We start from the raw sequence: 23,934 nt of genomic DNA on the forward strand, positions 1-23,934 counted from the left end.
GTTTTCGGTTGTTAGTGAAGCGCTTGCGTTCAAACGCGCTTCAAGCGATGCGAGTCTGGCCTGCGCTACCTCAGCCGCTAAAGCCGTTTTCTTTCGAGAGTTTCTGGGTGCGCACGGCTGCCCGCTTAACTGCCATAGTTCAGTTGCCGTTCACCAGTTCCCATTTTTAGATAGCTGTTAGAGGAACAGGCCGTTGGCTCGCGATTTCTGCGCTAGTGTCTACTGACCACTTCCTACCGGCCAATGGCAACTGGCCACTTGCACTGAACTATTGCACCTCCACCCGCCGCCATGTACTTTTGTTCCATGTGGGTATTGGAAGATTTTGGATGGCTTGCCTGTGGTGTGTACGCAACGATCCCATTCTTTTGGTTGATGATTCATCCCTTCGCGGAACGTTGGCGCGGGCGATCTCGCTCTCCGTTTCGCGTGCTCACACCCGCTTGGGTGCTGATGTGGATCGTCGTCTGGGCCGCCTCCGCTCCGTGGCGGCACGCGCTCCTGTACGACGCACACTGGACATGGCTCCTGGTTCCGCCACTCTGGACGATTTCGCTGTACATATACTTCGGCGGCAATCGCCACTTCACCGTCAACCAGGTCATCGGGCGCAACGAGCTTGAACCCGAGCGCCACGAGCCTTCCCTCGTCACCACCGGCCTGCACTCGCGGATGCGACACCCGCTCTACTTCGGACACCTCTGCACCATGCTCGGGTGGACGATCGGCACTGCGACAATTGCAACCTTAGCTCTGACTGTGTTCGCTGTACTCAGTGGCATCTTCCTTATCCGCACAGAAGATGCGGAACTCGAGCGCCGTTTCGGCGTATCCTATCGCGAGTACAAGCAGAGAGTGCCCGCCGTCGTGCCTCATTTCCGGGCCTGATCAACAGCAGCTTCGTTCTGTACAATGCATGAAGGCTGGATTCACAGGAGCCTTCTTGCGATTTGAACTGTTCGTAGCCGCCCGATATCTTCGTGCTAAACGGCGTCAAGCCGTCATTGGCATCATCACGGTTATATCGGTGATCGGCGTGGCTGCGGGCGTTGCGTCGCTCATCGTGGCCTTGGCCATCAACAACGGATTCCGGCAAGACCTCCAGCAGCGGCTATTGGGCTCCACATCCCATGTCAGCCTCATGCGTGTGCAGAGCGATGGCATCCTCGATTGGCAGGGCACGCTCGATCGCCTGCAAACGCAGCCACACGTCCAGGCCGCCGCGCCCGCGATCTACGAACAGGTGCTCATCTCTCGCGGTGCGCGTGCCAAAGGCGCCATCCTCAAAGGCGTTCTCCCGGACCGCGAACGTCGGGTCAGCGAATTGCTCAATTCCGTCAAACTCGGCTCCGCCAAGCCACTGACTGACTCGCAAGCCGCAAACGCATTCGAGCGCGCCAGCAGAGGCGGACTCTACGCGGAGAACGACGACTCGAATAACACTTCCAACGATGCGACTACGGAAGACTCACCCAGTTCTCTCTCCGCGTCTCGAGAGCGCTTTCGTGCCTTGCCTCCGATCATTCTGGGAAAAGACATGGCGGACGAACTCGGCGCTACGGTTGGGTCTGTCGTGCTCGTCACCAGTCCACAGGGAGAACTAACGCCCTTCGGCATCGTTCCCAAGTACGTCCGCTTCAAGGTCGTCGGAATTTTCCAGTCAGGCTTCTACGATTACGACACGGCGTGGGCGCTCACCGACCTCTCCGACGCGCAAAAGCTCTTCGGCCTTGCCGACGTCGCTTCGGTAATCGAATTCAAAGTGGACGATATTTATCGCGCCGCCGACATCGGCCAGCAACTTGAAAGAGCTGCCGGCCCCGGCTTCCAGGCGACCAACTGGATGGAACAGAATCGCGCACTGTTTCGCGCTCTTCGCCTCGAACGCGTCGTCACCTTCATCACTATTGGACTTATCGTTTTCGTGGCTGCGCTCAACATCCTCATTTCGCTGATCATGATGGTCATGGAGAAGACGAAGGACATCGCAGTTCTGGTCTCCATGGGCGCACGGCGTGCGCAGGTGAGAAACATCTTCATCATGCAGGGCATGCTGATCGGCGTCATCGGAACTGCTCTCGGCCTGGTGCTCGGATACTCTCTCTCTTGGACCGCCGGACACTACAAGCTCGTCTCGCTATCGGCCGAGGTTTACTCCATCGACTACGTTCCCTTTGCCGCGCGCGCCATCGATGGCGTCATTGTCGCCGTGGTTGCTCTCGCGATTTCATTTATCGCAACGATTTACCCCTCGTACTCCGCTTCAAAGGTTCTCCCCGCCGAAGCCCTACGCTACGAATAACATTCCGGGTAAGGCTTTAGTCGTATATAGTCGGCCGCTCGCTTGAATCGTCCGTTGGTTGTCGTCCCAAAAACCAGAGTGCATGACTCTCACAACGTGTTCTAATGCCTAAAACACCGAGGCACGGAGAGCATGCTCTCCTCACGCCGGTGAAATCTGAAGCGCCGGAGTTTCAGCCTGCATCCAATGTTAAAGAGCGACCAAGTCATAAGGGCGGAGGGCCTCAAGAAGGTCTTCCAGTCGGGTAGCTCGGATCTAGTGCTCTTTGAGAACCTGTCCTTCCAGGTGAGGAAGGGAGAGATGCTGGCGATCGTCGGCCAGAGCGGTTCGGGCAAAAGCACCCTGCTGCACATCCTTGGAGCGCTCGACAGGCCTTCGGAAGGCGACGTGTATTGCGCCGATCTCCAACTGCAGACGCTTTCGGACGATGCCGCAGCACAGTTCCGAAACCGCGAACTCGGATTTGTATGGCAGTTCCATTACCTCCTGCCGGAGTTCACGGCCGTTGAGAACATCGCGATGCCGTTGCTCCTGCGTGGGCGAGGCCGACGGGAAGCGGAAGAGGAAGCACGCAAGTGGCTGCGCGAAGTTGGCCTTGAGGGCCGCGGGCGCCACCGTTCGGGCGAGCTTTCCGGGGGCGAGCAGCAGCGGGTATCACTGGCGCGCGCACTGGTAACGAAGCCGCAGATCCTCATGGCGGATGAACCGACGGGCGACCTCGATAACCGAACGGCGGAAGCAGTGTTCGAGTTGATCGCCAGGTTACATTCCGACTACCAACTTACATCTCTCCTCGTCACCCATAATCTCGCGTTTGCGCGCCGGTGCGATCGCGTTCTGTATCTGCATGGCGGACGAGTGGAAGAGGTTCAGCCGGAGTCTTTGCCGGCGTAGCCAGGACAGGATTTGCGGAGGTACGAGTAGCATAGGTCTATTGGTACGGATGTTAGTACTCCCGGGGCTGGGGTCAGGGCAACAGGCCGAGGCCAGGGGCATCCGAGTTTTGAGGGTAGGAAGAAGAGGCTCCCGGTCCACGTTGAAAGCAGTACCCAGCGTGGCCGGAGAGCTTCGGAGATTGCAGCGAATGTTCGAAAGGTACACAGAGAAAGCCAGACGCGTAATTTTTTTCGCGCGTTACGAGGCAAGCCAGTTCGGATCTCCCTACATTGAAACGGAGCACTTGCTTCTGGGATTGCTGCGCGAAGACAAGGCGCTGACCAACCGGTTCCTCCGGCAGCATTCGTCGGTGGACTCCATTCGCAAGCAGATCGAGGGGCACACCACGATCCGCGAGAAGGTTTCGACCTCTGTGGACCTCCCCTTGAGCAACGAGTGCAAGCGCGTGCTGGCCTACGCGGCGGAGGAAGCCGAGCGCCTGTCGCACAAGCACATCGGCACAGAGCACCTGCTCCTCGGACTGCTTCGGGAAGAAAAGTGCTTCGCCGCAGAGATTCTGCAGGAGCGCGGACTGCGCCTTCCCACCATTCGTGAAGAGCTTGCACGCACGTCGCAGGAGAAGGTTCAGCCTGCCGCTTCGCAGCGTTCGCGAGAGTCGTCCCTGCTGGCGGAGTTCTCGCGCGACCTCACGCAGGCCGCGATGGACAACCAGCTTGATCCGCTCGTCGGACGTGATCAGGAAGTGGACCGCGCTATTCAGATTCTCTGCCGGCGCACCAAGAACAATCCGGTGCTTATCGGAGAGCCTGGCGTCGGTAAGACGGCCATCGTCGAAGGCCTTGCGCAGCGCATCGCCGACGGCGAAGTTCCGTCATTCCTGGCGGACAAGCGCGTGCTCGCACTTGACCTCTCGCTGATCGTCGCCGGAACCAAGTATCGCGGACAGTTCGAAGAGCGCCTGAAGACCATCATGAAGGAACTGATGGAGTCGCAGAATTCCATCATCTTCATCGATGAGTTGCACACGCTCGTCGGGGCGGGTTCTGCCGAGGGTTCGCTCGACGCGGCCAACATCCTGAAGCCGGCACTTTCGCGGGGCGAGATCCAGTGCATAGGCGCTACCACACCGGGCGAGTACCGCAAGTCCATCGAGAAGGACCGCTCACTGGAGCGGCGCTTCCAGTCCGTGAAAGTTCCGCCGCCGAACGAAGACGACGCGACCAAAATCCTGTTCGGCATCAAAGATCGTTACGAGAAGTTCCATGCCGTGACATACACGGACGAGGCCATCTCATTCTCCGTATCGCACTCGAACCGTTACATCCCGGATCGCTTCCTGCCCGATAAGGCCATCGACCTCATCGACGAAGCCGGTGCTCGCGTGAAACTGCGCCAGACCGCGCTTCCTGATGAGATCACAGAGGTTCAGAAGCGGATCAAGTTCATCGTCCACCGCATGGAGAACGCCATCGCGAATCACGAATTCGAGAAGGCGCGTTTCTACTCAGACGAGGAGCGCAAGGAGCGCGAGAACCTGCGCGCTCTGCGGGATAAGTATCACCTGGATGAGTCCGCCACTGGCGTCGTTACCCGCGAAGACATTGAGGAAGTCGTGTCGCGCTGGACTGGCGTTCCCGTGGCGTCCATCAAGGAAGAAGAGTCACAGAAGCTGCTCCGCATTGAAGAGGAACTGCACAAGCGCGTCATATCGCAGAACCGTGCGATCAGCGCGTTGTCGCGTGCGATTCGCCGCTCGCGTGCCGGACTGAAGAGTCCGAACCGTCCGATCGGCTCTTTCCTCTTCCTTGGTCCGACCGGCGTTGGCAAAACGGAAGTCGCTCGCACGCTGGCGCAGTTCATGTTCGGAAGCGAAAAGTCGCTCATCCGCTTCGATATGTCCGAGTACATGGAGAAACATTCGGTGAGCAAACTCATCGGCTCGCCTCCGGGATACGTCGGGTACGAAGAGGGCGGTCAGTTGACTGAAAGGGTGAAGCGCGCACCATATTCCGTCGTCCTGCTCGACGAAATTGAGAAGGCTCATCCGGATGTGTTCAACATCCTATTGCAGGTTTTTGAAGACGGTCAGTTGACGGATGGTCTCGGCAACACCGTGGACTTCAAGAACTCGATCCTGATCATGACCTCGAACATCGGCGCTCGTCATCTGATGAAGCGCACCGGAATGGGCTTCCAGAGCGAAAAGGAAGAGATGATTTCGGACAAAGTCGAGGAGATGGTGAAGGGCGAAGTGAAGCGCACCTTCAATCCCGAGTTCCTCAACCGTCTCGACGAAGTCGTGCTCTTCCAGTCGCTGACGGAAGCGGACCTGATCCAGATCGTGGAGCTTATGGTGACGCAGTTGAACCAGAACCTGTCGCAACGTTCCATCACTATCACGGTGAACGAAGACGCGCGCAAATGGATTCTGGACAAGACTCTCATCGACCGCAGCTACGGCGCGCGTCCGTTGCGTCGCGCATTGCAGAAGTACATCGAGGACCCGCTCTCGGAGGCGCTCATCCAGGGCACCATCAAGACGCGACCGGCGTTCGTCGAGGTTTACATCGACAACAACCAGCTCTTCTATCGCCAGGTTGGCGAAGAGAGCAAAGATGGCGTGCTGCTGTTCTCGAACTAGAAAAACCAGTTCCATACCATGGAAGCGGGGAGCGGAAACGCTCCCCCTTTTTTTCGCTTGATCCTTCAGCGCTTAACAGGCTGCGGGAAAAATCTATATCGGGTCATCCTGAGGTCACGCCGCTTTTGCGGGGCCGAAGGATCTGCTTTGTTGTGAACAGCAAATTCTTCGCTACGCTCAGGATGCCCCCGTGCCGTAAAAGACGCGGCGGAGCCGCTTCCTCGCTGCCGCAGGCGCACGTCTCGCTGAGCTACGGGCCCTGCCCCTAATCAGTAGATTGCGCATCCAATCTGCCGAGTTTCCGAGGAGGAATCCATGCGCTGCATGCTCAAGGTCTCTATCCCTGTCGAAGCGGGCAATGCTGCCGCCCGCAACGGCACTCTGCCCGGAACGATCGAATCCATTCTCGCGGAGCTGAAGCCCGAGGCAGCGTACTTCACAGAAGAGAATGGCAATCGGACGGGGTTCATCGTCTTCGATTTAAAGGAACCGTCGCAAATCCCTGCGATTGCCGAGCCCTGGTTTCTCGCATTCAACGCTCAGGTGCAGATTCACCCGAGCATGAACATCGAAGACCTAAAGAAAGCTGGGCCCGGAATCACGAAGGCCGTCAGCAACTATGGCCGGCCAAAGCAGGCCGTATAGCTTGAACTTCCCTGCGCTGAACCTTCACCGGCAGTGGTGCTCAGTGAATTGGCGGGACGCTCTTGAGTGCCGCTGTGTTCAACGCCTTCAGGCCTAGCTGTTGGCGCAGCCACTCTGCGCGATCGAGACGCGCTTTCGCGTTCAGTTCGTGGCCGGTGCCGTACATTTTTTCTGTCTTCGGATTGCTGACGCACTCTGAGTAGTGCCGCACGTCATCAACCGTCATGTATTCGTCGCGTGTGCCGTTCTGCAATAAGACGACGGCCGGTGCAGCGCGGCTCACGTACTGGCAGGGATTGATCCAACTGTACTCGGCGTACATCCTGGCGACGCGCTCGCGGACGTCCAGCCCTATCTTGGCGAGAACCGGCGCCTTGCTGACCAGGAACTGCTGCGTATCCAGGCCGCCGGCCATGAGGACGAAAGCCTTTACGCGGCGATCCACGCCGGAGAGGATGGCGCCGCTCCCGGCATGGAAGCTATGTCCGACGAATGCCGTGCGCCTCTGGTCCACGTCGGTGCGAGCCAGCAAAAGATCGAGGCCGCGCCGCAGGTCGATGACGTCATCGCGCATATAGATGGGATCTGGCTCGGTATCCTTGAAGCCTGGGCGAACCATGGGCGCGTCGATAAGGAGCGAGACAACTCCACTCTCCGCGAGCGCGATGGCTTCATCGAGAAACTCCGTGCGATTGCGAAACGGAGAACCTTCCAACATCCAGTGTCCCCAGACAACGGCAGCAAAGGGACCATTGCCATTCGGCACAACAAGGTAAGCGGGGACTGTGCCATTTGCGCCGACGTACGTGATGTCGTGAACCTTCGCACCCGCGCGGGAGACCACGCCGACCTCGCGCACATTCAACGGAGCCTTGATGTCGTACTCGAAGTGGCGGAGCAGATCAGCGTAGTTATCGCCCGCAAAGGCCACGGCCGGGATGAGCAGTGAGAGCGCGACGAATAGGTATGCGAATTTCATAGTGTCTCCGTTGAACAGTTCGATGCTGGCCGCCGTTGAAGCTACACCATTGGCTGGGGGGGCAGAGCGAATATTCTGAGCGTTCGGAGAACGGTGGCAACCACGTTCTTTAGACGAATGGGGGAGCTGACCTGCGCTGCTAGTGTTTCATCGCGCCCAGAACAGCGCGTATCTGGCTGACGTGTCTTTGATCTTCGGCGGTTTCCACGATGAATTCGATACCGTAGGTGTAGCCTTGGCGATTATCGATGACTCCGCGGACCCTTATGGGCTGGCCTGAATATGGCGGTGTGAATTCCACCGAGACGTTCTCGCCAATGCGCAACTCCATGCCCGCGAAGACAGCCATCCCGCCTTCGTTCAACTCGTTGCCGCGGCCCTGGACGATGGCGATCCTATCGCCCTTGTGGGCGATGAGGCGGATGGGGACGTCGAGCTTGTATCGCGGCCAGCGTCGGACCTTGGGATACCTTGGATCGGGTAAGACGGGGTCTGCACCCATAGTTCTCCTCCCCACGGATGACGGAACATACCCGTATTTCAACCGACAGGAAAGATTACAGAAGTAGCAGGACGAAGATCGGCACGTGCGCAGTAGGAGTTGGCCAGACGATTTGAACCGCTTACCTTCCGTATCCTCAACTTTTTGCAACTCTGTTCAGAAACCCTCATCCAGATAGGTATATGGAGCTGACTGTTTACTCCGCAAGCTGGTGCTCGGATTGTCGCGAAGCCAAGCGCTTCCTTGACAAGCACAAGATCACTTATACGGAGATCAACATCGACAACACTCCGGGAGCAGCCGAAGAGGTCATCCGGCGAACTGGCAAGCGCGCAATTCCGCAGTTCGTCATCAATGGACAATGGGTTCAGCCGTACAAGCCTGGACAGGGTTTCCGGTACGAAGAGATGGGCAAGTTGCTCGGCGTCACCGGGAGCTAATCGAACCTGCAGCAAGCGGACAGGCCGGCTAAGTGCCGGCTTTTTTGTAGCTCCTGCTGATAGGTGCTGGCTACCGTGATGGATTCCGCTTACGCGCGACTCGCTTTGCAGCCGGGCGCGTGGACGAAGCCTTCGCAGGTTGCGAATTGGACGCCGGGCGCTGCGATGCAACATTTGCTCCGATGACATGTCGAAGCGAATGCAAGAGCTGCGGTCCGCTATTAAGCAGTTGGTTGCGATGGTGAGTGGCGACTTCGCTCAACAGCTTTTCGCCCCTCTGCGTGAGCGAGATAATGACCTCGCGGCGATCCTCAGAACCACGCTTGCGCTGCACCAGTCCCTGCTTCTCAAGACGATCGACAAGCTCCACTGTGCTGTGGTGCTGTATCTGTAACCGCTCGGCAACTTCGCCGATCCGCGGACGCAGACCGGGCGGCAACCCCTTAACGGCGAGCATGAGCTGATACTGCTGCGGCTCGACGCCGGCGTGGCGCGCAGCTTCTTCACTGAAACGAAGGAAGCGCCGTACCTGGTAGCGGAACTCGGCGAGAGCGCGGTATTCGACGTTGGCGATGGCGTAGTCGTCTGTCATCGGGAGCTCCAGTCATGTTCGCCTTACAGATATCTTGCAGTTGATGAGACGCAGCTTGGGCCAGCGCAGTCCGGACGCGTACAATAACGAGTTCCGCACCATTCCCACGGACAATCCAGTCAAGGAGCCAGACCTTTGATTTCGCGTTACACGCGCCCGGAGATGGGCCGTATTTGGAGTGATGAGAATAAGTTCCGCACGTGGCTGCAGGTGGAAGTCGCGGCGACCGAGACGCTCTCTGAAGCCGGGCTGGTGCCCGCCGATGCGGCGAAAGCGATACGCGAAAAGGGCGACTTCGACCTGAAGCGGATTAACGAAATTGAAGCCGAGGTGAAACACGACGTAATCGCCTTCACGACAGCAGTCGCGGAGAAGGTGGGTCCGGAGTCGCGCTGGCTGCATTACGGCCTGACCTCGAACGACGTTGTGGACACGGCACAGGCGCTGCTGATGAAGCAGGCGTCGGCGGTGATTCGCGCGGACCTGGAGCGACTGATCGAAGTTTTGCGCAGACGGGCGTTCGAGTTCAAGGACACCCCAATGATCGGCCGAACGCACGGCGTTCATGCCGAGCCGATCACGTTCGGACTAAAGCTGGCCAACTGGTATTCCGAGATGCAAAGAAACCTTGAGCGGTTTGTTGGCGCAGCTGAACAGATGCGCGTAGGCAAGCTCTCCGGCGCGGTAGGCAACTGCGCGCACCTGGAACCAGAGTTCGAGGAAGCGATCTGCAAACGCCTGGATTTAGACGTAGCAAGCGTTTCGTCCCAGGTGATCCAGCGCGATCGTCACGCGTTCTACCTCGGCACGCTTGCGGTGGTTGCGTCGTCGCTGGACAAGATTGCGACCGAGATTCGGCATCTGCAACGCACAGAGGTGCGCGAGGCGGAAGAGTACTTCAGCGAAAAGCAGAAGGGCTCATCGGCCATGCCGCACAAACGCAATCCGATCAACTGCGAACAGATCAGCGGACTTGCGCGTGTGGTGCGAGCTAACGCACAGGCAGCATTCGAAAACGTGCCGCTATGGCACGAGCGCGACATTTCACATTCGTCGGTTGAGCGCGTCATTCTGCCGGATTCCACTACGCTCGTGGACTACCTGCTGAACAAAACGACAACGCTGATCGACACTTTGTTGGTCTATCCGGAACGGATGCTGCGTAATCTGAACTCCAGCTTTGGGCTGGTATTCAGCGGACAGTTGCTGCTGGACCTGGTGGAAGCGGGAGTTCTGCGCGAGGACGCTTACCGAATCGTGCAGCGGAACGCCATGCGAGCCTGGCGGGAAGAGACCGACTTCCGCGAGCTGGTGCTCAACGATCCTGAGATTACGGGCAAAGTGGATCGCGAGACCATCAACCGGGCTTTCGAGTTGAAGCGGCAACTGCGCAATGTAGATAAGATTTTCGGAAGGGTGTTCGGCAGATAGAGAAGCACGTTAAACGAAACGCGCGGCTAGCCCGCGCGTTTTCATTTCTCAAATTGCAACTCGCCCAGCCTAAAGCTCCGAGCGATCGATGGTACTCGAGAATCAGGCAACTCACCGCACATAAGGATCGTAGAAAACGGCCACTACTACTCCGGCACATCAGCCGGCAGCTCCCGATAGAAGCGTCCGAAAATTCCAGGGTTCGTAGTTCTGGTTGACTTCCCCTGCATTACGCCGCTTTCGAGCCCGTTGCGCGAAGCCCCTCCCCACGTTCGGTGGCGCGACGGACACGGAGGTTATCGAGCGCGAACGCCCCGCCGCCCGCAATGCCCAACGCGATTGTGGAGGCCAGCAATACCAGCACGTACTCAAAGCCTGTGGGCAGGAAAAATCCGCCCTTGAAATGCACTTGGTGTAGCGCAACCAGCATGGTGAAAGCGACTGGGATGGCTGCAAGGCGCGTATAGAGGCCGAGCAGCAGAAAAAGGCCTCCACCGAATTCGGCTGCGGTAGCGAGGTAGGCCGAGAGCGTCGGCAAAGGAATTCCCATCTGGGCGAAGTTGTTCGCAACGCCAGGAACACCCCAGACAAAGAGCTTCTGGCTTCCATGCGCGAGGAACGTGATTCCGATGGCGATGCGTACCAGGGCCAATCCAATGTTCTGGCGAGTTAGCAAGTTCATGTGTTACTCCTTCTTCTCACAGTTGTGATGCTGACAATCGTGATAACGAGTATTTACGAAAGAAATAAACCTACGTTGTGGGCGGATGTCGCGCTTCGTTCAGCCCATTCAATAACGCCCGCATGCGTTTCTCGCCCATGTGACCGAGCGCTTGCACATTAAACTCCTGAACGGGCCGGTCGAGCTTTGCAAGTAAGCCAAGGCCTTCGCGAGTGATCCTCGTGATTACAACCCGGCGATCTTTATCGTCGCGAGTACGGGCGATCCAACCCGACCTTTCCAGGCGATCGAGCAGGCGCGTAATGTCGGGATCGCGGGCGATCATGCGCTCGCCTATCTCACCGCAAGCGAGTCCCGCGCCGCCGGCTCCACGCAAAATTCTAAGCACATTGAACTGGGTGACGGAAATTCCGTACTGCTTCAGAACAGCCTCTGCCTTTGCGGTGAGCACGTCCGCCGTACGCTGGAGGCTGATAAACACCTCTTCCTCCAGGCTGCTGAAGGGCTTGCTCTGCTTGATTTCGGTCTTGAGGCAATCTCTCATGTGCTGACGATATCTGTTATCACGACTATTGTCAAAGATGTTTTTGAAATGGACAGCAGATACCTCGCGCCGCTCCTGCGCAGTTGCGTGCCGGGTTCAGAAGCGATCAATGCAGATCACAGCCGATTAATCATGGTGGCGACGTATGCGGCGCCGAAGCCGTTGTCTATGTTGACGACCGTGACGTTGGAGGCGCAGGAATTCATCATTGCCAGGAGCGCGGTGACTCCGCCGAACGACGCACCGTAGCCGATACTAGTGGGAACAGCGATGACGGGGACGCCTACGAGTCCGGCAACGACGCTGGGCAGCGCCCCTTCCATGCCGGCGCAGACGATGATGACGCGCGCGGAACTCAGGGCATTGCGATGGGCAAGCAGGCGGTGAATGCCAGCGACGCCAACATCGTAAAGACGCTCAACGCGATTGCCCATCAACTCGGCAGTGACCACCGCTTCTTCGGCAACGGGGACATCGCTGGTTCCGGCGGAAACGACCGCGATAATTCCCTTCCCCAGTTCGTCAGTATTCTGGCGTAGTACGAGTGTGCGCGCGACCTCATCGTACTCGGTTTTGCGAAGCTTCTTGCGAACGGCACGGACCTGCCCGGGGACGACGCGAGTAGCGAGCACGCTATTTCCCTGACTTGCGAGACGGAAAAAAATTTCCGCCAAGTGCGCGGGAGCCTTGCCGGGGCCGAAAATGACTTCGGGCATTCCAACGCGGAGCGCCCGATGGTGATCGACCTTTGCGAAGCCGAGATCTTCAAAAGGTAGATGCCGAAGCTGCTGCACCGCGTCGTCGGGTGAAAGCTTGCCGCGGCGTACTTGCTCGAACAGTTTCTTGATATCAGTGGCGTTCATGCTTTTCCAAACAGATTACACCACCAACTTGCCCTCAGTGGCCAAGGCAGGCTGCTGAAGAATTTGAAGCGCGCGCCACGCGGGGTCATCCTGAGTTGCTTTCTCAGGCCACGACGCGGCGCTTTTGCTTGCGAGTTCGCCGGACGATGGCGAAGTAGGTGAGATGTGCGGCTCCGGGACGCGTAAGGTCGAGGAAGAAGAGCGAGCGAACAAAGCGCTTGTGCACGCGTCCGGAGACGAAGGCGTCGTAGAGTTCGCTTCCCAGCATGGCTCCGAGTTGTTGAGCGACGAACTCACGCTTCTCGCCCGAGTAGGAACGGCGTTCGGTAATAAGCTGCGGCACTTTCCGGTACTTGCGGACGTTGTTTTCAAAATCCTTGTGCATGGCCATGAAGTCGATCATGTGCAGGAAGTCGCGATACGAGAAGCGCGTGGTGTTCTCCACTTCTTCGCGGGAGAGCGCGTAAAGCGCATAGAGGTCGCGCTCGCGAACCGCCGGACGAGCTGGGTAGAGCACGCGGGAACCGAAATATCCGAGTGCTTCTTCAATGCAGCGAAGGTACAAGTAGTCGTCGGAAATGACCTGGTTGGACAATTGCCGCTCGACGCGTTCGGCCTTCTGCAGGTTGCTGGCGCCGACGGCTCCGCGACAGGCGGCATGGATGAAGTGCGTGACTTCTTCCGTTCCGTGCATCATCTGAAAGCGGTGAACGAACAAGACGTTCCTTCCCGGTAGATAGCAGGAGCCGAACTGCTCGACGTGGCCGATGACGCGGTGAACGTCTTCGTCGCTGACGCGCTTTCGGTACAGAACCTTGCGAATGCCGTCCAGGGTGGTGCGACAGCAGACTTCCGGAAACAGATCGACGAGGAACTTCGGCTGCGTGCTGTTCGTGGCCGAATACTTGTCGATATTGAAATAACGGATGAGCGCGTCCGTAAGGTTGTAAACCGTGGGTGCGAAATCAGGTACGCCCGCGCGCTCCTGCCGCCATCGCTCAAGGCACAGGCGGTAGCTCTCGTACTTTTCCAGGGGCGTTGAGGTGAAAACGCAAATTACATCGGACGAGACGCGGACGGCGTCGATGCGCTCGGCAGGTTCACCGGCCGCACGCCAATAGAGTGGATCGATGTTTTGCAAAACGGTGAGCACGTCGTGCTTCGGCAGGAGGCGTTTCAGGAGTCTAGGCAGATGCTCGGGCGCGAGATGCGATTCGCCGAAGAGGACAACGATCACCGCTTCCGGGTTGTGCACGCTGATCTCCGCAATCTTTTCGACGGCGTGGCGGTCGCGTGCGCCGATGCGTCGCAGGTCGCCACGCGGCATGCAATCGAGACCATACACGCGAACGCCATGGGCACGGGCAGAAGCGAGCAATTCAGCGAAGGGTCGCCAGTCGTATCCCCAGTCGAGATCGAAACGTATGCGCTCGCGCAACTCGGATTCGTCGATTTCGCCGCGCTGCCATTCGTCCACGATGTGTTGATCGCGCGAGAAGATGGTTTCGAGTCCGAGCACGACGGAACGGCCGCAATCGGCGAGTTCGCGGATAACGCTGGCAGCGAACTGCTGAGAGGCTGGCAGGGCGTGGTAATCGCCAATCAGCACGATGTCGGCAGAGTGCAGCGACTGATTAACCTGCTGTGGCGTAAGGACGGATTCGTAGGCTTGGTAGGCGTCGGCAAAGGAGCGAAGATATTTGCGGCGACCATGGGAATCGGCGGCACGAATATGGCGCTCGACCTGCATAAGCGCGTGCAGTTGTGCGGCGCTCCTGCGTGATCGAAGTTTGGACGTGGCGGCCATTTCGCCGTTTGGCGGCCCCGGCAACTAAATTGGACAGCCAGAGCTGCTTTCCTTGCTTCTGCCCAGGGGAACGCACTAACCTACATTGGATGCATTCAAACGTAAGCACATTCGCACAGACGATCACAGTGGCAATCACCGGAGCCAGCGGCTCCGCTTTCGCGCGGCAACTGCTACTCACGCTGGACGGTGACGAGCGAGTGCGAACGGTGAACTTCATCGCCAGCGACAACTCGTTGCGCGTGATGGCGGAAGAACTTGGCTTGAAGGGGCGCGGCAACCTGGTTGCGCAGCTGCTTGGGCACGAGTCGCAGAAAATTCAACAGCAGAATAACGACGACATAGGCGCTAATGTCGCGAGCGGGTCCTATCCGACCGATGCGATGATCGTGATTCCCTGCTCGATGGGAACGCTGGCAAAGATCGCAAACGGACTGGCCGACCGCCTGATTGAACGCGCGGCGGACGTTTGCCTGAAAGAACGCAAACCGCTGGTGCTTTGCGTACGAGAGACTCCGCTGAACAAGATCCATCTACGGAATATGTCGCTGGCAGCCGATGCCGGAGCGACGATCTACCCGCTGATCCCCACCTTCTATAACAAGCCTGAGTCGCTGGATGAAATTGCGCGGGAGTTCGGCAACCGTGTGCTCAAGCACGTTGGAGTGCCCCAGCCGGACGCCTACACCTGGAGAGGGTAAGGCGCAAGAATTTTTGCTGATGGGCCGGAAACCCGCGCCAATCACGCGCCTGCCGATGTTGACGACATTGACAATACCAGCGATCGACCGTTATCATCTCGGTACACTTGGAGAGGAGGTGGTCCGATGGCAAAAGGTTCAGACTGTAGCCATAAACGACTAATAAGTGAGGTGGCTGAGGCTTAGGGCGCGTTCGCTCCCTAGCTCGCCGGACTTTCCGCCCGTCTAACAACGGGCAATCATTACGAAGTCTGTCGCAGGGCACGATGGTCAACCGGGCGTACATTGGGTTACGCGCGGGAAGCCGGAGTGAGCCCGCCTCAGGCCAATTCAAGACAGCTTACCGGCGCCCCGTCTGGCTACAGAGGCGGGGCGTTGATTTTGGTTTCGACAGGGACGCCTGCCACTACACCGGTTTTTTGTTGCCGGCACTGCCGAGTCCCTTGCGGATGACGTTTGCGGTGATTTCCCGAATGGTGAGAGTGGCGAGGTCCTCAAGGATGATCCACTTGACTTCGCTGACGTCGGTGGCTGCCTGGAGAGTTCCGGACACGGGGCGGCAGAGGAAATCGATCAGAACAAAGTGGTACTGCGTGCTCCCGTCAGGGTCCGCGAAGATACTGTCGAAGACGTCGAGCACTTCTCCGGCTTCGACAACAAGGCCGGTTTCTTCGAGGACCTCGCGCGCTGTGGCCTCCCGCAGCTTCTCGCCGAGTTCGACGACGCCGCCCGGGATGGACCATTCGCCTTTCAGCGGCTCGGTGGCGCGGCGCACAATGAGCGCCCGGTCACCATCGACTACGACGCCTCCCACGCCGACAATCGGTCTCTCAGGATAATCGCGCTTCATGGGCCAGTGCTCCTCCGGGAAAGACACAGTCAGAGAATTGTTTGCTCCTGCATCGTTTAAGAGAAGAATCTGCGGGGACGGAAGTCCACAATCTTCCACCCTTCTTTGCCGCGCTCGAGTTCGAAGCGAAGCTGGTTGCTGCGGCGAACGGCATTGCCCCCGCTGCGCGGTGTTCCTTCAATCTGGAACTCGGCTAGCACGATTCCCTTGAGACCGTCGGTCGAGGTCTGGATGATGCGGAAGTACACGCGAAAACTCTCATAGAACTCCAGGTAGGACTGTATCTGATCCTCGAAGCTTAGATAGCCGTCCATCTTCTCGGCATCGAACGCCGAGAGCACGCGGCGCTGGTTGTGTCCTTCGAGACCGTTGCGAATGTCGTTTAGCACAGCGTTGGCAACCTCCTCCGAAAAATCAGCCGTGGGAGAAATCTGCGGCCGCCCCGTTGAGGTCGTCTGGCGAGTTTGCAAAGTCGGAGTACTTGAAATGCGAGTGTTCTGCGCCGTAGCTGACCCGACGAAAACGGCGAGCAGCACCAACGCTGCTAAAGCGTGCTGAAGATAGCAATGGATCGACACGGCTCACCTCGTTTGAACTGCTGGCGTTTGAACGTTTTGATGTCGTCCAGAGTAGCGCACCATCCGGTAATCATAACCATATTTCGAGCAGTCGCCCGTGGACGAAGCGACGCTCATTTCACAGGCCAGAGCCGAAAATGGACGGCGAAACGTTGTATACTTCGCGCGTTGTCGCAGTAGGCCATAACAACTAACACAACCTCCCTTCCCCGCATCCAGCGGGACCAGAACATCCCCATCAGGCAAGCGCGAGAGGAGCATCGACATATGTTTGCGCGCATAGTTGAAATGAGTATCCGCCCAGACAAAATCAACGATTTCCGAACATTCGCGACCAAAGATATTTTGCCGGTATTGAAGAAGCAGAATGGGTTTGTCGATGCCATGGCGTTAATCGGCGACGATTCAACACACATTTTGAGCCTGACTTTCTGGAAGACGAAAGCCGATATAGAACGTTATGAGCGCGACGACTATGCAAACCTGATTGAGAAGACAAAACTGCTGCTGAACTCGGAACCAAAGGTCAGGGTGTACAACGTTCACACGTCAACTTTCCACCGCATCACCGAGGGCATGGCGGCCTAGTCAGGATTCGGCAATTGCCCGGGGCATGTGTGCTCCGCAGACCCGAGGCGCGAGCCTGCCGGCTCGCCCTCTTGCTGTGCAACGGCAGGTCGCCTCGCGAAACGTCCAGCAGCAGCGACCGTTGTGAAGTTACGTCCGTGAAACAGATTGCAGCAGCGCTGTGGCATTTCACATCTAAACCAGCGTCATGGCACTGGAAGAGTACAAACGCAAACGCCAATTTGAGCAGACGCCGGAGCCTCCGCCAAAAGTGGAAGAGAGCACTGGGCACCGCTTCGTCGTGCAGAAGCACAGGGCCTCGCATCTGCACTATGACTTCCGCCTGGAGATGGAGGGCGTGCTGAAGTCGTGGGCGGTGCCGAAAGGACCTTCGCTCGATCCCGCAGATAAACGGCTGGCAATGCAGGTGGAGGATCACCCCGTCTCCTATTTCGACTTCGAAGGCATCATCCCGCCGGGGAACTACGGAGCGGGCACGGTCATGGTTTGGGACACGGGGACGTGGGAACCATCGCCACCGAAGGAGGACGAAAAAACACCTTCCGGAACATCGGGCAGCAAGTCCGGCAACATGGAGAAGTGGGCGTCGGAGATGCTGAGCAGGGGCGACCTGAAGTTCCGCCTGCATGGCGAAAAGCTCAACGGTGAATTTGTGCTGGCGAAAATGCGTTCGCGCAGGCCAGGGAGTAAAGGGACGGAGTGGCTGCTAATCAAGCATCGCGATGATACCGTGCAGCCCGGCTACAACATCGATGAGTACGACTATTCGGTTCTGACGCGTCGCACGCTGGACGACATCGCGGCCGACGAGGGTTCGGAAGAATGGGAGAGCAACCGGAAGGCGGTACCGGGACAAGCGGCGAAGAGCGACTGGCTGGCAGCTTCGGTAGCGAAGCACGATAGGCTGGTGCGCAACAAACGATCAGATGGCAATACCGCTTCGGTGAAACGATCAAAAACCAACGCGAAGAACGCCGCCAACCCGGTCGCGAATACAACCGTCGCGGCAAAGAGCAACGAGCGCAGGATGACGAGTGCGGCTGCGAAAAAGGCGGCGAAGAGTGTCGGGCGGAGTGCCGTGGCTACGGGCCGAGTGGCGGTCGCCGAACCGAAGTCTGCTAGAGAACTGCGGCCTACGACGGTGAATACACGCCCGAAGAGCGCGGTAAAAAAAAACTCCGCGATAGCCGATGAAAACAGACGAGGCGAGTTGGCATCCCTGAAAGGCGCGGTGGCGGGGCCGATGCCAAAGGCAATTCATCCCATGCTGGCGACGCTGGTCGATGAGCCTTTCGATGACAAAGATTGGCTTTTCGAAGTGAAGTGGGATGGCTATCGCGCCGTGGCGTTCATCGAAGATGGGCAAGTGCGTCTGGTTTCGCGCAACCAGAACGACCTCACCACCGGTTACCCCGAACTGACTTCCCTTTTCGCATCGATCGAAGCGTACACCGCCGTGCTGGATGGCGAGATTGTGGCGCTCGATGAACAAGGGCGATCGAGCTTCAGCCTGATGCAGCAGCGCACGGGCCTGACCGCAGAAGGCAGCAGACGCATACGCGTCTCGAACCCTGATATCCCGGTGCTGTACTACGCCTTCGACTTGCTCTACCTGGACGGCTATAACCTGATGCGCGTCGAACTGGAGAAGCGCAAAGAGCTGCTGAACGAGATCGTGCGGCAGAGTGACCGTCTTCGCATCTCCGAGCACTTTGCCGGCAACGGGGGGCAACTGTTCAAGGTGGCGCGCGAGCGGCAGCTGGAAGGCATTGTTGGCAAGCGGCGCGCAAGTTGCTACATACAGAAACGCACGCGCGAGTGGCTGAAGATCAAGATCACCCACACGCAGGAATGCGTCATCGCCGGATACACCGATCCCAAGGGCTCACGCGAGCATTTTGGATCCGTCGTGCTGGGCTTGTATGACGACAGGAATCGTTTTATTCACGTTGGACAAGCGGGCAGCGGCTTCAGCGAGCGGACGCACGCCGAGATGTGGAAGCGATTGCAGGACATCGAGACCACGAGGAATCCCTTCGGCATGAAAGTGGAGAGCACACGCCAGGTGCACTTTGTGGAACCAAAGCTCGTTGCAGAGATTAAGTTCACGGAGTGGACGCATGAAGGGCAGAGCGGTGCGGTGAAGATGCGTGCCCCCGTCTTCCAGGGATTGCGTCTCGATAAGAAGCCGGTCGAGTGCCGATTCGAGTTTCCAAAATCGGCGCAAGCGGAGGTGCGTCGGGCGGAAGGGGGCGAGGCGGCGTAGAAGCAAGACAGTGCAAAGGAACTCCGCTTGCATTTACCGTTACTTGATGTCTTTCATCGCCAGCAGCGTGCCGTAGTCCTGGCCGCTGGGCGCGACCGCACGGGCCACGATGGCCTGGAAGCCTTCGCGATATTCTGGGTATCTTGCCACGAGTGCCCGCATCAGTGCCGTGTTCTCCTGGAAGGCTTTCGCACTATCCGAAACATCTGCCGATTGATACCTCACGACAAGATTGAGTTCGTCGCCGACGACGACCGGGAACATAGAGGTGAACTCGTAGGTGCGTCCATCGGACCCGGCAAAGTTGACGGGGCCACTGATCGGAATGTCTTTCGGCATCACCTGCTGGGCCTCATCGTAGAGCCGGTCCAATTTGAGAGTGCTGATGAACGGCACGGGGGCAAGCAAGTCGCGCGCCTGCATGTAGTAGAACCAGGCATTGTGCATCTGTCCCTTGTTTTTAAACTCGCGAGCCATGTTGGCGAACCACTCCCCATCATGTCCGCCGACCTGCAGTAACTTGGCGTAGAAGCCTCCCAGCTTCCATCCGGTTGAAAGCTGTTGCAGAACAAGTGTCAGCGCCGCGGGACCCTTCGTGCCCTGCACGTCCTGTACGACGATGGCGTAGCGGCCGGGCGGGAGATTAGGAATACGGAAACCTGCGCTGTTTGGCGTCTGCCCGTTTGCGCCGAAGACTCCGCAAAAGAACTCTGCGCTCTCCTGTGCGGCGGCGCCGGGAAGATCCAGCAGGTAAGTATTGCGAATTGCGGGCTGGTCGCCGGAAAGTACAGCGCGGTTGTCTATCACGGCCCGTTCGATACCACTGAAATCGTTGGCAATCGCCGGTATGGAATTTTGCTTGAGGCCGAAAATGTCACCCTGCACGGCCATGTTGAAGTACTGATGGGCAGCGCTTTCTACGGCACTGCGCGTCGCCGGGTCCATCTCAGGCCCCATGGTGCAGGTTTGAGACGCAACGGGCAAGACGCTCGCCAGCGAAATCAAGAGGAACAGAACGCAACGATACGAAAGTCGTAAATAATCGCGAATCATGGCTTTATAACGTTCCCGCATCAATGCTCGATGCAACTACGAAAAGAAAAGGATACATCCAAGTAGATGCGCAAACAGCGTGGCCTGGATGTTCGAGGCTGCACGTTTCCGCCCGAATGTCTCGACAGATTCACCTGGCTAATCCTACGCTCGCATCAAAATTACAAAGAGGCTGGCCATTGAGACGCCTGCCGAGTGCTAGAATCTGCGCAGAAGGCTCTCCAGCGCAGCGAATTGCTTCACCTCATGCTACGCCTTACATTCAAACTCGTGGCCATCGCCGCACTCTCGGGAGTGCTAGTGGCGCAAACTGCGCCTCCAGCCGCGCGCGGCACTGCAAGAACGCAGAATCGCAAGGCTAAACCGAAAGCGACCCGTACGCAGACGCGCACGGACCCGCCGCCCGTACAACCGCCTCCGCCCCAAACGCCGGAGCAGTTGCCGGCGGCTGCGCCGCAGGTAAGTTATCAGAACGGTCTTCTCAGCATTGCATCGCAAAACTCTACTATCGGCGACATCCTGAACGCGCTGAAGCGCACGATGGGCACCAGCATCGATTCACCTTCCAGCAACCTCGCCGAGCGGGTGGCGGTGAAGCTCGGTCCCGGACAGCCGAAAGACGTGCTGGCATCGCTGTTCAACGGCTCACGTTTCGACTACATCATTCTTGGATCGGCACAGCGTCCCGGCGCAATCGACCGCGTCATCCTTACGCAGCGACAGAGTGGCCCTTCGGCTTCTGCTTCACAGTCCGTCTCAGCGCAGAACTCAGGAGCGCAACCGCACATACGTAGCGGACAAGCTGCGAATTCCGATGCTGCCGATGTTGAAGTTGACGAGGGGAACGAGAGCGAGCAAGACAATGCTCCTGAGCGCGAGATGGGCGAGGACAACTCGTCCGAAGAACCGCCGCCAGATAATCAACCGCAGCAGCAGCCGGGCACGCCACAACCGGGTGAAACGCCAGCCGTACCGCAGGTCGTCAACCCGGGTGCATCGCAGAACCCAGGCATGCAGTCCACTCCCCCTACGGCTGAGCAGCCAACGCCACAGCCCGGTGAGCCGAACCCGACTCCTGCCAATCCGAACCAACCACAAGTGAAGAGCCCCGAACAGCTTCTCCGCGAGTTGCAGATGCTCCAGCGCCAGCAGCAACAACAACAGCAACAGCAACAACGGCAACAGCCCAATCAGCCACAGCAAGATCAGTCAGAGCCTCCGCAGTAAATACCTCGCTGGACGTGATGTAGCGCAGCCCGATGGGTGTCCCCTTTTAGCGTCACAAGCAAATTGTGACGTCGCTCACTGCTTAAAGCGGCTAATACGGTTAGCTTAGGGCGGTTCTGGGACTGCCGCCGATTGAGCGGAATGCATTCCCTGCTGCCAGCTTTGGCACGTTTCTGCCAATGCAGATTCCCAGGCACGAGGAAAACATGGCACTTCTCAACTCCAAACTCGGAAGACTGATCAAGGACTACTCCCTCGAGGAACTCACCGACCTGGCAGCCGAGATGCGCGGCTACGACCTGGTGGCCCTTTGCGCCGCAGGATCCGGCCATGCAGGCGGGACGCTCTCGATCATGGACATCACCGCGGCTCTGTACCTGAAAGTCGCCGACCAGGATCCCCAGAACGCCATGTGGGAAGACCGCGACCGCATCATTTGGTCGGGTGGACACAAGGCGCCCGCGCTTTACATCGGACTGGCATTTGCCGGCTTCTGCGAGAAGCAGGATGTGGCGCTGCTGCGCAAGCTTTCATCGCCGTTCCAGGGCCATCCGCACTGGCTCAAACTGCCGGGCGTGGAGTGCTCCAGCGGTTCGTTGGGACAAGGGCTCTCAATCGCCGTTGGCAACGCGATCGCTGCCAAGCTGGACAAGAAGAATTACCACGTCTTCTGCATCATGGGAGACGGCGAACAGCAGGAAGGCCAGATCTGGGAAGCCGCGATGGAAGCGGCACACTACAAACTGGACAACGTTATCGGAATTATCGACAACAACGGCCTGCAGATCGACGGCAAGGTCGAAGACGTGATGAAGATCGAACCGGTCGCCGACAAGTACAGGGCGTTCGGGTGGAACGTGATTCGCATTAACGGCCACGACATGAAGCAGGTGGTGGACGGCCTCACCGGAGCCAAGAACAACAAGAACGGCAAGCCCACGCTGTTGCTTTGCGATACCGTAAAGGGCAAGGGCGTCAGCTTCTGCGAGAATGTTGCCGGGTGGCACGGCAAGGCTCCGAACCGCGAAGAGATGATGAAGGGCTTGATCGAACTCGGCGTAGAAAACAAGGTTCCTTACGAAGCGATGTTCGCGCACGCGAAGGCGTACCAGGCACAGGTGGACAAAAAGCTCGAAGCCAAGATGCCGAAGTTCACCCGCAACTACTGGTGGAACGCCGACAGCACGATGAAGGTTGCCATGAAGCCTACCCGCATGGGCTTTGGCGAGTCATTGGCAGCAAACGGCGATGATCCGCGCATCGTGTGTCTTGGGCTGGATATTTCAGGCTCGATCACGATCAGCGAGTTCTACGCCAAGAATCCGGAACGCAAAGAACGGTGGCTTTCGATGGGCATCGCCGAGCAGTCGGCGACGGCAGCAGCCGTAGGTTTAGCCAAGGAAGGCAAACTGCCAGTCTTTGGCACCTATGCGACTTTCGCGGCGGCGCGCAACCTGGACCAGATCCGCGTCTCAATCTGTTACGGCAACTTCAACGTGATGATTGCGGGCGCGCACGGCGGCGTCAGCGTCGGTCCTGACGGCGCAACCCACCAGGCCCTCGAAGACCTGTTTGCGATGTGCAGCCTGCCGAACATGACGGTCGTAGTTCCCGCCGATTCGGTTGAAGCGAAGAAGGCAACCAGTTATCTCCTCATGCAGCACGTCGGGCCGAAGTACGTGCGCTTCGCGCGTGAAGCAACCCCGATCGTCAGCGATGCCAGCACGCCTTTCGTCTTCGGCAAAGCCAACGTCATACGTCTGCGGAGTGAGAACGATAACTTTGTCGAGGCGTTCGAAACCGTTCTTGAGAGTGATTACAAGAACGAGAACGAGGACCTGACGATCATCGCTTGCGGACCGATGGTTCCAGAGGCGATGCGTGCCGCGTACATCCTGAAAAAGGATTTCGGCTACGAGACGCGCGTCATCAACATGCACACCATGAAGCCGATCGACGAAGCGGCCATCCTGCACGCGGCGAAGGACACCGGCGTTGTAGTGACGGCGGAAGAGCACCAGATCGGCGCACTGGGCTGGCGCGTGGCGGGCGCGATCATGGAGAGCCCCGAGCTCTACCGCACTCCGGTCATCACGGGCTACATCGGCGTGAAAGACCGCTTCGGCGACTCCGGCGCACCGTGGGAACTGGTAAAGGAGTTCGAAGTCTCCGCCGAACACATCGCGCAGAAGGCCGCCGAACTGATGCGCTCGAAGAACGAGAAAGCCACTAAGGAACTGGTCGCCACCGCCCGGTAGTTTTGACTGATATTCCAAAAGGCTCTCCGCGCCGGAGAGCCTTCTTTTTATAGAAGTTCTACCGGCACAGATTCCGAAGGGACGCCAC

General features: G+C 58.3%; 22 protein-coding genes. 12 read left to right on the forward strand and 10 right to left on the reverse strand.

The features are described 5' to 3' along the window. Positions 1-429: 429 nt before the first annotated feature. The 5 genes from VN622_03015 (at position 430) to VN622_03035 (ending at position 6,485) form a co-directional block, all read left to right on the forward strand. Positions 430-888: an isoprenylcysteine carboxylmethyltransferase family protein gene (locus VN622_03015; protein ID HWR34827.1), complete on the forward strand. Its 459-nt coding sequence runs from the start codon at positions 430-432 to the stop codon at positions 886-888. A gap of 55 nt (positions 889-943) precedes the next feature. Continuing rightward, positions 944-2,302 (forward strand): FtsX-like permease family protein, encoded by a 1,359-nt coding sequence (locus tag VN622_03020; GenBank protein HWR34828.1) that lies wholly within the window; start codon positions 944-946, stop codon positions 2,300-2,302. 186 nt (positions 2,303-2,488) lie between these two features. Further along, the gene (locus VN622_03025; GenBank protein ID HWR34829.1) at positions 2,489-3,196 is read left to right on the forward strand and encodes an ABC transporter ATP-binding protein; all 708 of its coding nucleotides are present in this window, start codon (positions 2,489-2,491) and stop codon (positions 3,194-3,196) included. Between the two features lie 190 nt (positions 3,197-3,386). After that, entirely contained in the window at positions 3,387-5,840 is a 2,454-nt protein-coding gene (locus VN622_03030; GenBank protein HWR34830.1) for an ATP-dependent Clp protease ATP-binding subunit, read from the forward strand. 315 nt (positions 5,841-6,155) lie between these two features. Next, positions 6,156-6,485 carry a hypothetical protein gene (locus VN622_03035; protein ID HWR34831.1) on the forward strand — a complete coding sequence of 110 codons (330 nt, stop codon included), beginning with the start codon at positions 6,156-6,158 and terminating at the stop codon, positions 6,483-6,485. Positions 6,486-6,525: 40 nt separating this feature from the next. Here VN622_03035 and VN622_03040 read toward each other — a convergent pair whose 3' ends face one another. Continuing rightward, positions 6,526-7,464 (reverse strand): hypothetical protein, encoded by a 939-nt coding sequence (locus VN622_03040; GenBank protein ID HWR34832.1) that lies wholly within the window; start codon positions 7,462-7,464, stop codon positions 6,526-6,528. 139 nt (positions 7,465-7,603) lie between these two features. Further along, a complete protein-coding gene (locus VN622_03045; GenBank protein ID HWR34833.1) occupies positions 7,604-7,966 on the reverse strand; it encodes a PilZ domain-containing protein in 363 nt (120 codons plus the stop codon). Between the two features lie 182 nt (positions 7,967-8,148). On the opposite strand from VN622_03045, the gene VN622_03050 reads away from it, so the two are divergent. Then, entirely contained in the window at positions 8,149-8,406 is a 258-nt protein-coding gene (locus tag VN622_03050; protein ID HWR34834.1) for a glutaredoxin family protein, read from the forward strand. A 70-nt stretch (positions 8,407-8,476) separates the two neighbouring features. Here VN622_03050 and VN622_03055 read toward each other — a convergent pair whose 3' ends face one another. Further along, positions 8,477-8,998 carry a MarR family transcriptional regulator gene (locus VN622_03055; GenBank protein ID HWR34835.1) on the reverse strand — a complete coding sequence of 174 codons (522 nt, stop codon included), beginning with the start codon at positions 8,996-8,998 and terminating at the stop codon, positions 8,477-8,479. Positions 8,999-9,133: 135 nt separating this feature from the next. Here VN622_03055 and purB point away from each other — a divergent pair, with 135 nt between their 5' ends. Next, the gene (gene purB, locus VN622_03060; GenBank protein HWR34836.1) at positions 9,134-10,429 is read left to right on the forward strand and encodes an adenylosuccinate lyase; all 1,296 of its coding nucleotides are present in this window, start codon (positions 9,134-9,136) and stop codon (positions 10,427-10,429) included. A 229-nt stretch (positions 10,430-10,658) separates the two neighbouring features. On the opposite strand, the gene VN622_03065 is transcribed toward purB, so the two are convergent. The 4 genes from VN622_03065 to VN622_03080 all read right to left on the reverse strand — a co-directional run bounded on the left by VN622_03065 (position 10,659) and on the right by VN622_03080 (position 14,325). Beyond that, the gene (locus tag VN622_03065) at positions 10,659-11,111 is read right to left on the reverse strand and encodes a DoxX family protein (GenBank protein ID HWR34837.1); all 453 of its coding nucleotides are present in this window, start codon (positions 11,109-11,111) and stop codon (positions 10,659-10,661) included. Between the two features lie 70 nt (positions 11,112-11,181). After that, complete coding sequence (locus tag VN622_03070) at positions 11,182-11,655, reverse strand: MarR family transcriptional regulator (protein HWR34838.1); 474 nt, start codon at positions 11,653-11,655, stop codon at positions 11,182-11,184. A gap of 116 nt (positions 11,656-11,771) precedes the next feature. Continuing rightward, positions 11,772-12,518 carry a nickel pincer cofactor biosynthesis protein LarB gene (gene larB, locus VN622_03075; GenBank protein HWR34839.1) on the reverse strand — a complete coding sequence of 249 codons (747 nt, stop codon included), beginning with the start codon at positions 12,516-12,518 and terminating at the stop codon, positions 11,772-11,774. Positions 12,519-12,621: 103 nt separating this feature from the next. Then, the gene (locus VN622_03080) at positions 12,622-14,325 is read right to left on the reverse strand and encodes a ChaN family lipoprotein (GenBank protein HWR34840.1); all 1,704 of its coding nucleotides are present in this window, start codon (positions 14,323-14,325) and stop codon (positions 12,622-12,624) included. Between the two features lie 89 nt (positions 14,326-14,414). On the opposite strand from VN622_03080, the gene VN622_03085 reads away from it, so the two are divergent. Continuing rightward, positions 14,415-15,026 carry a UbiX family flavin prenyltransferase gene (locus VN622_03085; protein HWR34841.1) on the forward strand — a complete coding sequence of 204 codons (612 nt, stop codon included), beginning with the start codon at positions 14,415-14,417 and terminating at the stop codon, positions 15,024-15,026. 406 nt (positions 15,027-15,432) lie between these two features. On the opposite strand, the gene VN622_03090 is transcribed toward VN622_03085, so the two are convergent. Both VN622_03090 and VN622_03095 read right to left on the reverse strand, forming a co-directional pair. Beyond that, on the reverse strand, positions 15,433-15,876 hold the full coding sequence (locus tag VN622_03090) for an NUDIX hydrolase (GenBank protein ID HWR34842.1): 444 nt from the start codon (positions 15,874-15,876) through the stop codon (positions 15,433-15,435). 56 nt (positions 15,877-15,932) lie between these two features. Beyond that, entirely contained in the window at positions 15,933-16,454 is a 522-nt protein-coding gene (locus VN622_03095) for a hypothetical protein (protein HWR34843.1), read from the reverse strand. 267 nt (positions 16,455-16,721) lie between these two features. On the opposite strand from VN622_03095, the gene VN622_03100 reads away from it, so the two are divergent. Together VN622_03100 and ligD are read left to right on the forward strand one after the other, a co-directional pair. After that, positions 16,722-17,042, forward strand: a complete 321-nt coding sequence (locus tag VN622_03100; GenBank protein HWR34844.1) for an antibiotic biosynthesis monooxygenase — start codon at positions 16,722-16,724, stop codon at positions 17,040-17,042. Between the two features lie 187 nt (positions 17,043-17,229). Then, on the forward strand, positions 17,230-19,308 hold the full coding sequence (ligD, locus tag VN622_03105) for a non-homologous end-joining DNA ligase (protein ID HWR34845.1): 2,079 nt from the start codon (positions 17,230-17,232) through the stop codon (positions 19,306-19,308). A gap of 39 nt (positions 19,309-19,347) precedes the next feature. Here the strand turns inward: ligD and VN622_03110 are convergent, their stop codons facing one another. Next, positions 19,348-20,382, reverse strand: coding sequence for a hypothetical protein (locus VN622_03110; GenBank protein ID HWR34846.1), 1,035 nt, complete (start codon positions 20,380-20,382; stop codon positions 19,348-19,350). Between the two features lie 174 nt (positions 20,383-20,556). Between VN622_03110 and VN622_03115 the strand changes: the two genes are divergently transcribed. Together VN622_03115 and VN622_03120 are read left to right on the forward strand one after the other, a co-directional pair. Continuing rightward, the gene (locus tag VN622_03115) at positions 20,557-21,588 is read left to right on the forward strand and encodes a hypothetical protein (protein ID HWR34847.1); all 1,032 of its coding nucleotides are present in this window, start codon (positions 20,557-20,559) and stop codon (positions 21,586-21,588) included. A 206-nt stretch (positions 21,589-21,794) separates the two neighbouring features. Next, positions 21,795-23,846 (forward strand): transketolase, encoded by a 2,052-nt coding sequence (locus tag VN622_03120; protein HWR34848.1) that lies wholly within the window; start codon positions 21,795-21,797, stop codon positions 23,844-23,846. The last annotated feature ends 88 nt before the right edge of the window (positions 23,847-23,934 follow it).

The sequence above is a fragment of the Clostridia bacterium genome, assembly GCA_035561135.1.
Classification (GTDB): Bacteria; Acidobacteriota; Terriglobia; order Terriglobales; family Acidobacteriaceae; genus DATMYA01.

What these genes read in the sequence shown, in the direction of transcription:
- VN622_03080 (HWR34840.1), bottom strand. Translation starts at nt 14,325, where the DNA reads ATGGCCGCCACGTCCAAACTTCGATCACGCAGGAGCGCCGCACAACTG.
- larB (HWR34839.1), bottom strand. Translation starts at nt 12,518, where the DNA reads ATGAACGCCACTGATATCAAGAAACTGTTCGAGCAAGTACGCCGCGGC.
- ligD (HWR34845.1), top strand. Translation starts at nt 17,230, where the DNA reads ATGGCACTGGAAGAGTACAAACGCAAACGCCAATTTGAGCAGACGCCG.
- VN622_03085 (HWR34841.1), top strand. Translation starts at nt 14,415, where the DNA reads ATGCATTCAAACGTAAGCACATTCGCACAGACGATCACAGTGGCAATC.
- VN622_03025 (HWR34829.1), top strand. Translation starts at nt 2,489, where the DNA reads ATGTTAAAGAGCGACCAAGTCATAAGGGCGGAGGGCCTCAAGAAGGTC.
- VN622_03045 (HWR34833.1), bottom strand. Translation starts at nt 7,966, where the DNA reads ATGGGTGCAGACCCCGTCTTACCCGATCCAAGGTATCCCAAGGTCCGA.
- VN622_03090 (HWR34842.1), bottom strand. Translation starts at nt 15,876, where the DNA reads ATGAAGCGCGATTATCCTGAGAGACCGATTGTCGGCGTGGGAGGCGTC.
- VN622_03120 (HWR34848.1), top strand. Translation starts at nt 21,795, where the DNA reads ATGGCACTTCTCAACTCCAAACTCGGAAGACTGATCAAGGACTACTCC.
- VN622_03040 (HWR34832.1), bottom strand. Translation starts at nt 7,464, where the DNA reads ATGAAATTCGCATACCTATTCGTCGCGCTCTCACTGCTCATCCCGGCC.
- VN622_03055 (HWR34835.1), bottom strand. Translation starts at nt 8,998, where the DNA reads ATGACAGACGACTACGCCATCGCCAACGTCGAATACCGCGCTCTCGCC.
- VN622_03065 (HWR34837.1), bottom strand. Translation starts at nt 11,111, where the DNA reads ATGAACTTGCTAACTCGCCAGAACATTGGATTGGCCCTGGTACGCATC.
- VN622_03100 (HWR34844.1), top strand. Translation starts at nt 16,722, where the DNA reads ATGTTTGCGCGCATAGTTGAAATGAGTATCCGCCCAGACAAAATCAAC.
- VN622_03070 (HWR34838.1), bottom strand. Translation starts at nt 11,655, where the DNA reads ATGAGAGATTGCCTCAAGACCGAAATCAAGCAGAGCAAGCCCTTCAGC.
- VN622_03030 (HWR34830.1), top strand. Translation starts at nt 3,387, where the DNA reads ATGTTCGAAAGGTACACAGAGAAAGCCAGACGCGTAATTTTTTTCGCG.
- VN622_03110 (HWR34846.1), bottom strand. Translation starts at nt 20,382, where the DNA reads ATGCGGGAACGTTATAAAGCCATGATTCGCGATTATTTACGACTTTCG.
- VN622_03050 (HWR34834.1), top strand. Translation starts at nt 8,149, where the DNA reads ATGGAGCTGACTGTTTACTCCGCAAGCTGGTGCTCGGATTGTCGCGAA.
- VN622_03035 (HWR34831.1), top strand. Translation starts at nt 6,156, where the DNA reads ATGCGCTGCATGCTCAAGGTCTCTATCCCTGTCGAAGCGGGCAATGCT.